Below are 11491 nucleotides of genomic sequence, written 5' to 3' on the forward strand. Positions count from 1 at the left end.
TACGCCGTCGGACAACCCGACCACCCAACCACCCACCCAGCAGCCACCGCCGCCGGAGCCTTCCTCGGCACCGCTCCCGCCGCCAGGCCCGACCAGCTGAGAATTCGGCGGCCATACCGCAACGGCACAATCGCCCCACTACGGATCATCGTCACCATGAACGACACAGCTATGCAGCTGGGCATGCTCCCCGCTCGCACCCGGAAGCACCGAAGAAGACGTCATGGTCGGCATGCACAAACTCAGATCTCGCTTCACCCGCTCCTGAACACGGCACACCCCCTCAGCCCCGGGACGTGTCGACTTCCCCGGGCAGAGCTGTCACCACGACCGCATTTCTTGCCGAAGTGCTATCGAGCGGGCCGCCCTACACGACACAGCTCAGTCATTCACAACAGATGGAGTGATCGCATGACCAAGGTCGACCAACCGACAGCCCGCGTGCAGCAGCAGCTCGGCCGTCTGACCGACGAGCAGCCGCCCCTCACCAACGCCGCCGCGGTGCTCTGGGACGTGATCGTGTGAGCACGCCCGCTGATCTCGACGAGCAGGTAACCGAGGTCCGGGATGCACTGCACGCTCTCCGTCGAACCCTCCTCGACCTCGAGCGCACCTACGCAGACCTCGATGCGAACACGCTCGACGTGGACGCACTCGGCGACCCGACCACCGCACCGGAAGCGTTGGAGAGCGCCGTCGACGCCCTCCGCGCCGCTCAGGACACACTCGGAATCGCTGACGCCGACCTCGACATAGCGAAGCGACACACCTCACGGTTGAAAACGCGCGAATGACCGCGGCCACCGGCGGTGTGCCCCCGGTCGACACGCCGCCACCCGGGTAGGCGCACCGCAGACGTCGGTGCAGCCGAGCGCCTCCGCGGCTGCGGCGAGACGGCGTTGCAGGCCGGGATGCGCGAGCGGCTTCGACGTGGCCGGCCGGTACCGACGCCGGTACAGCAGCCCATCGAGCCCGGGATGTGCGGCCGCAATGGTGCGGGCCTACCGCTGGGTGATGCCGTGGTGGGAACGTTCGTCGACGGCCGGAGGGTGTGGGAGCCTTCGCGCCACTTACACTGCTTCCCATTCCATTTGGGCGATCACATCTCGCGCGGACTCGACGTCGCCGCCACTGGTGAGCCAATCGATGACCGACACTGGGCTCCCCGCCGAGGAGTCGACCCGGACCGAGGTGTGCTTCGAGTTGTCGTTCGAGAGTGCGGCTATCGGTCGAAGGCGGCGGTCGCGGCAGCGGCGACCGCTGTAGCCGTGAGGAGTAGAGCTACCAGCAAGGCATGGTGTCGGGTCATACCGTGACTCCCCCGCTGCAGCGAACGGCCTCGTCTGTGGCTGATGTGCGTGATCACGAGTAGCAGCACCGCCATCGGTACCAAGGTGAGCGATGCAGCGCGGTCACCATGGGCGGTGGGAATGTGGAGGAGCGCCACCGTCGTCGCGGCGGCGGAGAGTGTGGTTCTCCGCCAGGCCAGCGCGGTGCGGTCTGGTTGTAGTCCCGGATCCCGGTCAACGGACCCGATCACGACCACAATGCCGCTCCGGCGGCGAGGAGCGTGAGGATCCCCAATCCGAGAGCGAGAGCGGGCACGAGGACGGAGCCCGGAAGTGGCAGGTTTCGCCTGATGGCCGACTGCGCGGCCTTCCAGCGCAGATACGCGCCGGAGGCGAGGACGGTGGCCAGCCCGAAACACACCATCGTGATCGTCATCTGCAGTGCCCCGGAGGGCAACGCAAGTAACTGGTGGGCAGCCACACCTGCCGCCAGGAGCGCCATCGCGGTGCGGATCCATGCCAGGTAGGTGCGTTCGTTAGCCAGCGTGTACCGGTAGTCCGGTTCCTCATCCGCCGAACTTAAGTCCGCTGGTGGACGGGAGGTCAGAATGCCCATCGCGCGCGGCCGGCCGTTTTGGCTTTCAGTTCGGTCGCGTGGTCGCTGCCGTCGAGGAAGGCCCGCGATTCCGCCACTGCCCATCCGTAGACGCCTTTCGCCATAGTGGAAGTGGCGCCTTGTTCCAGCTGGCCGAAGACGTCGACGCGGACCTGATGCGAGTCGCGGTTCTGCGGATCGGCATCGGTGGCCATCTGGGCGAAGTGTCCCGCCAGCCGGTGTTCGCCTCGTGCCAGTAGGGCGCGCGCCCGCTCGGCCAGTTGGGCGGCGCCGCCGCCGAGGTCCGCGATCTCACGGGCGAGGTCGGCGCGGGGGGCGGACTTGAGGTTGGCGGGTTTGCCGTCGTACCAGCCGCCGTAGAGGCGCCAGACGTTGCGAATGACGAATTCCGGTTCGTCGTAGGAGGGGGCGAGGTAGGGCTTGCGGAGGAGTTCCGCGGGGGCGGTGACGCTGTGCACGACCTCGTCGAGGGTCGCTCCGGCGTTCATCATCTCGAGGGTGCGGCCATGCAGGATTTCCAGGAGTTCGGCGGCGTCGGTGAGGGTGGTGCGGATTCGGTCGGCGCCGAGGACGGGGAGCCCGTGTCCGGGGAGGAGGATTTCGGCGCCCAGGTCGGCCATCCACCGCAGGGTTCGGGCCCATTCGTGTGCGAAGCGTTGCACCTTCTGCGGGTTTCCGGCATTGGGGCTGGCCCAGATGAAGAAATCACCACAGCACAGGATCTTGCGGTCGGGGATCCAGGCGATCGTGGCGTCATCGGTCTCACCGCGGGCGTGATGAAGTTGCACCTGCAGGTCGTCGACCGTGAGGTCGGTCTGGTCCGTGAAGGTGACGTCGGGGTACCGGTATTCGGCCGGCCACATAAGGTTCGGTGCCTGGAATTGGCGTTGGTTGATGATGCCGTTGTAGCCGCGGGTTTTCTTGTAGCGGTCGAACCGGCTGATTACGTTTTCGTGTGCGAGGACCGTGGGGCGGGTCCAGCCGCGCTCGCGCGCTTTCGTGTCGAAGGGGTCCATGCCGAAGACGTGGTCGACGTGTCCGTGCGAGTAGACGGCCGTGTGTACCGGTTGCTCGGAGATTTGTCGGGTGGCTGCGAGCAGGTCTTCGGCGGTGCGGCGGTCGCCGGTGTCGTACACGAAAAGGCCAGTATTGGTGGGAAATACGTAGACGTTGCCGAAAGCCGGCCACATGTAGGCGCCTTCCGCGATGTAGTGCATTCCCCGCCGGGCAGTTCGACGGACTCGTGAGGAGCATGTTGTGAGTTCGTCGGAGAGCGATGTCGCGGTAGTTCGGCACCATCACAGCGGACGGCTGGACATAGAACTCAATCGTCCCGAGCGGAAGAATGCCTTGACGGTCCCGATGGTCACCCAGCTCGCCAGAACTTTCGCTGACGCTCAGGACGACGACACAGTCACCGCGGTGTTGCTGTACGGCGCGGGCGGGTGCTTCAGTTCCGGTTTGGATCTTGCCGAAGTACGCCCGGGCGAGCCGAAAATTACCGCGGCGATCTCCGACCTGCACACGACCCTGTCCGGGTTCGAGAAGCCGCTGATCGGGGCACTGGAGCGGGCCGCTGTCAACGGTGCTGCGGCGATCGCGCTCGCCTGTGACCTCCTTGTAGTGGGAGAGACGTCGTTCCTCATGGTCGGCGAGGCGGAGATGGGGGTAGCTGCGCCGAACAATCTGCGGTGGTTGCTCGCGAAATACGGCGTGAACCAGGCAATGCAGCTCACCCTGGCCTGTGAACGTCAGTACGGTCCGGACCTTCTGCGCCGCGGCTTCGCCTACGCAATGGTGCCGGACGAGCAGGTTGTGGGCCGGGCAACCGAACTCACCGACAAGATTGCGGCCTACCCCAACGGCGGGGGAATCGCCATGAAGCAAGCGATTCTGACGCGCAAAACACTGCCCGCGTAAATGCGTACGCACGGCGGCACCTGCGGTCGAAAACCGCAAGACAACACAATGCACAACCGGGCGGACAGGTCGCAGGACGCCTGGTCATCCCAGGTCTGGGGATCCTGGCCGCGGTGGTGCTTACACGGGACACTCGAAGGAGACAATCGAATGGGCATGACAACAACTGCAGAACACCGCGCGCTTCGCGACGCGGTTCGGGAGTTTCTCACCGCAACCAGTGAACCGGCCGACGTATTGGCCTACCAGGACACGGAACTCGGATACCGACCCGAGATGTGGGCGACGATGGCCGAACAACTCGAACTGCAAGGAATGCTCGTCGACGCGAAGTACGGCGGATCAGGCGCGGGTATCGGTGACCTCGTCGTGGTCGCCGAGGAATTCGGGCGCTCCGCAGCATGCAGCCCCTTCTTCGCGAGTTCGGTGTTGACCACGCTCGCCATCGCGGATTGCGCCCAGGAGCGTTGGCTCAGTGAGCTGCTGCCAGGTCTCGCCGCGGGCACTCGTCTCGGGTGTCTGGCATTTGCTGACGCCGACGGGTGGTGGCAGGCCGGCTCGGAAGCGGTGCGTGCACACCCGGACGGCGACGGCTGGCGGATCGACGGACGGGCCGATCACGTGATCTTCGGTCATTGCGCCGACACTGTCGTTGTCGTCGCCCGAACCGAAGACGGGACCGGCCTCTTTCTGGTGGAACCATCGGACACGAGCATTCGGCGGGTCCGGTGGCCGGCGTTGGACCAGACCCGTCCGCTGACGACCTTCACCTTCGACAGCGCGGCAGCAGAACGAATCAGTGGCACCACCGACATTTCGGAGACACTGTCCCGAGCGCTCGACCAGGCGCTCGTCGTGCAGGCGGCGGAGAGGGTCGGCGGTGCTCGCCGGTGCCTGCACCTGACAACTGACTATGCGAAGACCCGCAACCAGTTCGGTCGTCCGATCGGTACCAACCAGGCTGTCAAACACGGGCTGGCCGATCTGATCCGGGCGCTCGAACCGGTCGCCGCTGCGGTCGCCGTCGCCGCTCACGCCGCGGATACCGATGCGCCGGAACTGCCGGCACTGGTGAGCGTGCTCTGCGTCGCGGGGACCGAGAGGTACCTGCAGATCGCCGGCGAGACGATTCAACTACACGGCGCGATCGGCTTCACCTGGGAGCACGAGGCTCACCTTCATCTCAAGCGGGCGAAAACCGATCAGCTGATGTTCGGATCGTCGGCATGGCACCGCGAGCGTCTGCTCGCCGGAGTCCTCGCCACCGGCACCGCGGTCGAGGCGCCGGCGCGGGCCGACGAACCCGCTCCGCTGGCGGACCTGCAGACCGAGGTCCGCGCCTGGCTGGCCGAGCACCGCGCCGAGGGAACGCCACTCGAATACGCACAGGAACCGTTCGGACACGAAGACACCGACGCCGAGAAGCACTGGACCGATCTGTTGCGTCAGGGGCGTTGGCTGTGCCTGTCCTGGCCGGAGGAACACGGCGGCCGAGGACTGGGACCGGTCGAAACTTTGGTAGTAGAGGAGGAGTTCGCGCGCGCGGGACTTCGACGCCCGCAACTCGGAATGGGCGAGACCCTGCTTGCGCCCGCCCTGTTGGCGCACGGAAGCGAGGACCAGAAGCGCCGGTTCCTGCCCCGCATTCTGTCGGGCGAGGACACCTGGTGCCAGGGCTTCTCCGAACCCGAGACCGGATCCGATCTCGCCTCACTGCGGACCAGCGGAACCGTTGACGGCGACGAGTTGCGGATAAACGGTGACAAGATCTGGACCAGCCACGGCGGCCAGGCCAACATGATGTTCCTGTTGTGCCGCACCGACCGCGACGCACCGAGACACCAGGGCATCTCGTTTGTCCTTGTTCCCATGACGGACAACGGCATCGACGTCGACCCCATCCGGATGGCGTCGGGCGACAGGGGGTTTGCGCAGGAACGGATAACCGATGCGCGCGCCCCGTTGAGCAATGTGGTGGGTGGGCTCTGCAACGGTTGGGCGGTCGCGATGACCACACTCGGCGCCGAACGAGCAGGCAAGGCGGCGACGCAGTATGTCGGATATCGCCACGAACTGGACGTGTTGGCGGAGCGGCTGGACAAGAACGGTCGGCTCGGCGACGTCATCGTCCGCCAGCGGTTGGCGGAACTGGTGGTCGAGGTCGAACTGATGCGTGCCGTTGGTTCCGTGATCGGTGCCCGTGTTGCAGAGGGAGAGACCGTGGACAAGTTGCTGGCGATCGACAAGGTCAATTGGTCGGAGTATCACTGTGTCTTCGGGTCGACGGCGCTGGAGCTTCTCGGGGCGTCGGCTCTGACCCGCCCCGACGGGGACGGATATCAACTCGACTCTCTGCAACGCGTGTTCCTCGAGAGCCGGGGACGCCGGATCGCACGCGGGTCGAATCAGATTCAGCGCAACATCATCGGCGAACGGATTCTGGGTTTGCCGACGTAGACGCCCGAGCGGTCACTCCAGCCGGGTGATTCGCCGGCTGTGACGGGCCTCCCCCTTCGACTGGCTCGCTTTGTGCTTCGTTCAGCAGCATGTACGACGCCATCAGGCATGCGTCAACGCTTCCCCCATCGTGCGGTTGAGGGTGCTGAGCGAGCGGACGGCACTGCGAACCGGCCCCGGTGTGGTGGTCGACTGCAGCATGACGTCGGGTGCCGAGGTTTCGGTGAGTTTCTCCGGAGGCTCTACGTGCTCACCGGCGAGTGCGCGTTTGACGTCGGCGATGGTTTCCTTGGTGACGTCGGCTGCTTGGCGCAATGCCCTCGCGGTCTCCTGCGACGGTCCGCTGTCCGGTTCGCCGCGAGAGGCGCTCACCCCTGCTCGGGCAAGTGCATGAGACGACCGATTGCTGACAGTCATGATCCGCAACAACCGTTTCGCTCCCCGACGAGTCCGCGTCGTCGGTCCCATTTCCAAGGGTTTGCCCGCCGTGACAAGGTCCTTCAGCGCGTTGTCCAACTTCCGGATGTCGGCGACCAGGTCAGTCTCGTGCCCTGGTTGGACGACGGCTCCGATAGCGGTGTCGACGATGGCAGTCATCCGATCGAGGTAGTCGTCGATCTTCGAGGTCAGCGTCGATCTCGTTCCGGTGGAGAAGATGAAGTACGCCGCCGCTATTCCGACGATTCCGCCGGCCGCCGTTTCGTAGATGCGCAGTTCGAGTACCTCGATGCTGAATGTGCCGAGCAGTCCGTACAGCATCGCAAGCATCACGGTGACGAAGAAGGAGAGCAATGCGTAGGCCACCGTGACGAGGTAGAACGCGAAGAATACGCAGACGACGAGCAGGAGCAACTGCAACGGCTGGTTGTTTCCGACCAACGCGGACAGCAATACTCCTGCAAGAACTCCCGCGATGGTGCCGACGACGCGGTGCCCTGCGCGCGAGAGAATCTCTCCGCGGGTAGACGCTCCGGTGAAAACGAGGAAGGCCGTCAGGACCGCCCAGTACCAGCGGTCGGGCGAGATGAGCTCACCGAGGATCGTTGCAGCGCTGGTCGCGACGGCTACCTGGATCGCGGCTTTGGTGCTCGGGTTCCATCCGGTGTCCGTTTCTTCGTCCTCGTCCGGCTTCTTCCTCGGCTCCGATTCTGTTCGCAGGGCGTTGTGGGTGATGTGATGGATCGCGATGTGCGCCTGCACTGCTCGCATCGCGACGGTGGTCGCGATACCCGCCGGAGTCGATGGATCGGACTTGTCTGCGGCCGCGGCGGCGAGCCGTCGGGCAGCGCGGAGCTGGTCATCCGACGGATTGTTCTGCAGGCACGATCCCAGTGCCGTGGTCGCCTGCCCCAGCGTATTCGGCCACGGCTTGTCCGGGTCGAGCGCCCACAGCGCGCTGACGAGTTGTTCGGTAGCGATTTGCGCATCGAAGATACGAACGGACAGATCTTCGTTGGTGACGCTCAGGAGCTGAGCTGCATCGTTGCGGTCGAGCCAGTCGTCGATCATCAGGGCGGTGCTTCCGAGCCGATCGAGTTTCTTGCGCAGAAGATCGAGATTCCGATCACCCCTGTTCGACGCCACCTCCAGCACGTCGATCGACGCGGCCCGCAGCGCCCGAACCAACCGTGTGAGTTCGAGCCCGGGCCGGTCCGGCAGGATCACGGTACGGACGAGGAGCGAGATACCGACGCCGGCGACGATGGACACGGCGAGGATGGGAATCTGCCCAGGCTGGGCCCGAAGGAAGAGTGCGAAGAAGTAGCAGATGAACGCGACCATCCCGAGAGCCGTACCTCGCGGGCCGTAGCGCCGCACCCAGACGGCCGCGAAGAGCACCGCGATGAAGCCCACATCGGCGACCATCCCGAACTGTGACAGCACCGCGGACATCGACACCGCCGCGAGTGCAGGGAACACGAGCAGCAGTGTCGTGATCACCCTGCTGTGCTGATCCTTGTCCTTGACCGCCGCCGAGGACTGCATCGCGACGACCGTCCCGAGCAGCGCGACGGTGAGTGGCTGGCCGATCAGGTTGGAACCCGGTAGCAGCACCACCATCGCGAGAATGACGGTGATCGTCGTGGCGGTTGCGGCACGTAGCCGCAGCCTGCCGGGATCGGAGACCGCGAGAAAACGGACTGTCTCCTGTACGACCCGAAAAGCCATTCACCGATTGTGCGCCTCCGGCACCCGTCAGTCTCGGACGACGTCGCCACCGATCTCTTCGAGATCAACCGCGCCTTCGAGGAGGAACAAGCACCGGCCCTCCCGTCCACCGGATCGCAGGTGGAAAAAGTCACGGCCGGTGAGTATTCCGTCGGATTCTTCATGGGCTCACCGGCCCTGACTGCGGAGCAACGCACCGGCGGACTGATCAAAGCGGTCTTCCCGGACGATGGCACGCCGCTGTTGCGCCGCGGAATATCGATGCTGCAGGGCGCCCCGCACCCGGTCACCACGAAGCTGTTCACCGACTTCGTGTTGTCCGCGGACGGGCAGGCCGCCGTCGCCGAGGGCGGACTGACCGCCTACCGCGACGGGGTGGAGCGCGCCGACGGCGGTGTGCCCACCTACAGCGACGTCATCGCCTCGGTAGGCGAAGAGAACACGATCCTCATCCCGTACACCAAAGCATCCGACGAAGAGATCCAACAGTTCTCGGACCGTTGGTCTTCGTTGCAAGCCGGCTGAGCCGAGATAGCGACATCACACCATGACACTGACGACACCGCCCGACACCCGGACCCCCGAATCCTTCGTCCCGCTACGCCCGGGTGAGCCCGGAAGCCCGCGCTACCGCAAATTCCGCAACATCGGCCGCGACACGATCATCCAGTACTCCGTGCTGCTGATCCTCGCCGCACTCGTCCTCGCCCCGGTCGTGCCGACCCTCTACCAGTCGTTCATCGACCGCCCGCTCTACGAGAGCGGCGGAATCTTCAGCCTCGACAACTACACCGAAGCCGGGTTCGGCGACGTCATCGTCAACACGGTGCTGTTCGCCGGCCTGACCACGATCCTGGCGCAACTGTTCGCCGTCCCGATGGCCATCGTGATGCACCCGCACCAAACTGCCCTTCGGCAACTTCATCGTCGGCTCGATGCGCTGGCCCTTCTACATCTCCTCACTGCTGCTCGGCTTCGGCTGGATCATCCTCTACTGACCCGCCGGATTCTTCAGCGTCCAGTTCCGCGAGTTCTTCGGATTCGTCCCGTGGAACCTGTACTCGATCCCCGGGATGGCGCTCACCGAAGCCGTCGCCCTGGCCCCGATCGCGTTCACCTTCTGTGTCGGCGCGCTGCGCCAGGCGGACGCCTCCCTCGAATCGGCGGTACAGGTCTGCGGCGCCGGACCCGTGCGGATCCTCCGGTCGGTCGTGGTTCCGATGTTGCGCCCACCGATCGTCTACAGCTCGGTGCTGATCGTGAGCATGTCCCTCGAAACGCTGTCGGTTCCGCTGCTCTACGGGCAACCCTCCGACGCCGTCGATCCAGATGGTGTCGCTGTCCCCGGGCCTGGGTGCGTACCGCGCGCGAGCCTACAAGCAAAGCGGATCAGACAGAGGTGGATGTAGTCCCGCGCAACCAGATACCGGCGGCGGTGGGCAAATCTTCTCGACCGAACCCAAGGGGACGTGTCATATTCCCAGTTCAAGCCCCTTTCCGTGGTGCTTCTGTGCTGCGATGATCACGGCCGAGTACGGTAGGCGCGTAGTCGCGTGTACCGGTCGGGTTTCGAAAGCTCGTCGTTGAGGATCTGCGCGATCTCGGCGAGTGGTTCGGGTTGGTCCATATCAGCGTGTGTGCTGTGGACGTCACGTGTCTCAATGTTCCCGGTGATGTACGACTCCCAGCTTTCAGCAGACGAGTCGCGTGAAATTGATCCGTCTTCCGTCAACGTTGGGCGGAGAAATAACATGTCCCCGTGATAGACCGGCGGGATATGGGTCTTCGTCAGCTGTAGATGATTCCGATACAGCATAAAGGCAGCATCCTCGATGGACGCGTTCTCAGGCGAATCGACCATCTCTCCGTATCGGTCATGCGCCCATGCCCATATCGATTGTCGCAGTTCCTCATCCGAGGGCTCCTCAGCGATGTGACGATCCGTAAGTGCAGGCACGCTGTCCATCATCGCGAGGAATGCAACCTCGAGCCCTCGGCGTTCCAGCGCGGTGGCGATCGCATGGGCGACAAGGCCACCGAACGACCATCCGAGCAGAAGAAACGGGCCGTCGTCCTGAACGGTGAGGATCTGCTCGAGATAGTCGGCGGCCATCGTCTCGATCGACGTCGGTAGCGGCGTCACTCCATCGAAGCCCCGTGCTTGCAGGCCATATATGGGCCGGCCGGGGAGGTGGGCGCGAAGGCCCATGTAGCACCAGCTCAGTCCGCCACCCGGGTGGACACACCACAGCGGCGATCCTAATCCTTCGCTTCGGATCGGCAAGATGGCCGCGAACGGATCGAGCGAGTCGGGTTCGGCCTCCTCACCCAGGCGGGGTGCGAGTTCGGCGACCGTCGGAGACTCGAAGATCACCCGGATCGGGACCTCCACCCCCGACACCGACCGAATCCGGCTCACCAATTGCGTCGCGGACAGCGAATGCCCACCCAGGTCGAAGAAACTGTCATCGATCCCCACGCGGGGAACACCGAGAACCTCGGCGTAGAGCGAAGCCAGCGTGTCCTCCACCGGTGACCGCGGCGCCCGGAACACCCCGCCGGTGAACTCCGGTGCCGGCAATGCTCTCCGATCCAGTTTCCCGTTCACCGTCAGCGGCAACCGGTCCAGCACCACCACCGCCGCTGGAACCATGTATTCCGGCAGCATCCCGGCCACGAACCGGCGGACCTCGACACCTGTGCCGGTGTCGGCGGCATCGGAGACCACGTAACCGACCAATCCGGTGCCGGTGGCGGTGTCCCGGGCCACCACCACCGCCTGGGTCACGGCCGGGTGTGTCAGGAGACCCGCCTCGATCTCCGCGGGTTCGACCCGGAATCCGCGAATCTTGACCTGCTCGTCCGCTCTTCCGTAGAACTCGAGCACTCCGCCGGAGGTCCAGCGCACCAGATCCCCGGATCGATACATCCGCGCACCCGGCTCCCCGAAGGGACACGCCACGAACCGCTCCGCCGTCAACCCCGGCCGGCCGACATACCGCTGAGCCAACTGCGCCCCGGCGATGTACAGCTCCCCCAC

Annotated in this window: 11 protein-coding genes; 5 read left to right on the forward strand and 6 right to left on the reverse strand. The window is 65.0% G+C overall.

All coding sequences use genetic code 11. The features are described 5' to 3' along the window. Nucleotides 1-521 precede the first annotated feature (521 nt). Nucleotides 522-794: a hypothetical protein gene (locus tag G9373_RS43205; protein ID WP_167120978.1), complete on the forward strand. Its 273-nt coding sequence runs from the start codon at nucleotides 522-524 to the stop codon at nucleotides 792-794. A 428-nt stretch (nucleotides 795-1222) separates the two neighbouring features. Here G9373_RS43205 and G9373_RS43210 read toward each other — a convergent pair whose 3' ends face one another. The 3 genes from G9373_RS43210 to G9373_RS43220 are packed head-to-tail and all read right to left on the reverse strand — an operon-like array spanning nucleotide 1223 to nucleotide 3122. Continuing rightward, entirely contained in the window at nucleotides 1223-1546 is a 324-nt protein-coding gene (locus G9373_RS43210) for a DUF202 domain-containing protein (RefSeq protein WP_005563914.1), read from the reverse strand. Then, nucleotides 1537-1905 carry a DUF202 domain-containing protein gene (locus tag G9373_RS43215; RefSeq protein WP_167120980.1) on the reverse strand — a complete coding sequence of 123 codons (369 nt, stop codon included), beginning with the start codon at nucleotides 1903-1905 and terminating at the stop codon, nucleotides 1537-1539. The genes G9373_RS43210 and G9373_RS43215 overlap by 10 nt, the downstream gene beginning before the upstream one ends. Further along, nucleotides 1893-3122: an alkyl sulfatase dimerization domain-containing protein gene (locus tag G9373_RS43220; RefSeq protein ID WP_240961087.1), complete on the reverse strand. Its 1230-nt coding sequence runs from the start codon at nucleotides 3120-3122 to the stop codon at nucleotides 1893-1895. Before G9373_RS43220 ends, G9373_RS43215 begins: the two co-directional genes overlap by 13 nt. A 40-nt stretch (nucleotides 3123-3162) precedes the next feature. Between G9373_RS43220 and G9373_RS43225 the strand changes: the two genes are divergently transcribed. After that, complete coding sequence (locus tag G9373_RS43225; protein ID WP_167120982.1) at nucleotides 3163-3825, forward strand: enoyl-CoA hydratase/isomerase family protein; 663 nt, start codon at nucleotides 3163-3165, stop codon at nucleotides 3823-3825. 150 nt (nucleotides 3826-3975) lie between these two features. After that, nucleotides 3976-6282, forward strand: a complete 2307-nt coding sequence (locus G9373_RS43230; RefSeq protein WP_054248515.1) for an acyl-CoA dehydrogenase — start codon at nucleotides 3976-3978, stop codon at nucleotides 6280-6282. A gap of 102 nt (nucleotides 6283-6384) precedes the next feature. On the opposite strand, the gene G9373_RS43235 is transcribed toward G9373_RS43230, so the two are convergent. After that, nucleotides 6385-8451: an FUSC family protein gene (locus G9373_RS43235; RefSeq protein WP_167120984.1), complete on the reverse strand. Its 2067-nt coding sequence runs from the start codon at nucleotides 8449-8451 to the stop codon at nucleotides 6385-6387. 9 nt (nucleotides 8452-8460) lie between these two features. Between G9373_RS43235 and G9373_RS43240 the strand changes: the two genes are divergently transcribed. After that, a complete protein-coding gene (locus G9373_RS43240; protein ID WP_166680593.1) occupies nucleotides 8461-8976 on the forward strand; it encodes a substrate-binding domain-containing protein in 516 nt (171 codons plus the stop codon). 73 nt (nucleotides 8977-9049) lie between these two features. Here G9373_RS43240 and G9373_RS43245 read toward each other — a convergent pair whose 3' ends face one another. Continuing rightward, entirely contained in the window at nucleotides 9050-9376 is a 327-nt protein-coding gene (locus G9373_RS43245) for a hypothetical protein (RefSeq protein ID WP_005563933.1), read from the reverse strand. Nucleotides 9377-9524: 148 nt separating this feature from the next. On the opposite strand from G9373_RS43245, the gene G9373_RS43250 reads away from it, so the two are divergent. Beyond that, nucleotides 9525-9860, forward strand: a complete 336-nt coding sequence (locus tag G9373_RS43250) for an ABC transporter permease subunit (protein WP_054248517.1) — start codon at nucleotides 9525-9527, stop codon at nucleotides 9858-9860. A gap of 113 nt (nucleotides 9861-9973) precedes the next feature. On the opposite strand, the gene G9373_RS43255 is transcribed toward G9373_RS43250, so the two are convergent. Beyond that, nucleotides 9974-11491: alpha/beta fold hydrolase (locus G9373_RS43255; protein ID WP_167120986.1), on the reverse strand; the 1518-nt coding region annotated here is incomplete at its 5' end.

It is taken from the genome of Rhodococcus sp. A14, assembly GCF_011603105.1.
In the GTDB taxonomy this organism is placed as follows: Bacteria; Actinomycetota; Actinomycetes; order Mycobacteriales; family Mycobacteriaceae; genus Rhodococcus_F; species Rhodococcus_F opacus.

Excerpts from the sequence above, each read along its gene's own strand:
- G9373_RS43235 (WP_167120984.1), bottom strand. The coding sequence starts at position 8,451 with ATGGCTTTTCGGGTCGTACAGGAGACAGTCCGTTTTCTCGCGGTCTCC.
- G9373_RS43250 (WP_054248517.1), top strand. The coding sequence starts at position 9,525 with ATGGCGCTCACCGAAGCCGTCGCCCTGGCCCCGATCGCGTTCACCTTC.
- G9373_RS43220 (WP_240961087.1), bottom strand. The coding sequence starts at position 3,122 with ATGCACTACATCGCGGAAGGCGCCTACATGTGGCCGGCTTTCGGCAAC.
- G9373_RS43230 (WP_054248515.1), top strand. The coding sequence starts at position 3,976 with ATGGGCATGACAACAACTGCAGAACACCGCGCGCTTCGCGACGCGGTT.
- G9373_RS43215 (WP_167120980.1), bottom strand. The coding sequence starts at position 1,905 with ATGGGCATTCTGACCTCCCGTCCACCAGCGGACTTAAGTTCGGCGGAT.
- G9373_RS43245 (WP_005563933.1), bottom strand. The coding sequence starts at position 9,376 with ATGAAGTTGCCGAAGGGCAGTTTGGTGCGGGTGCATCACGATGGCCAT.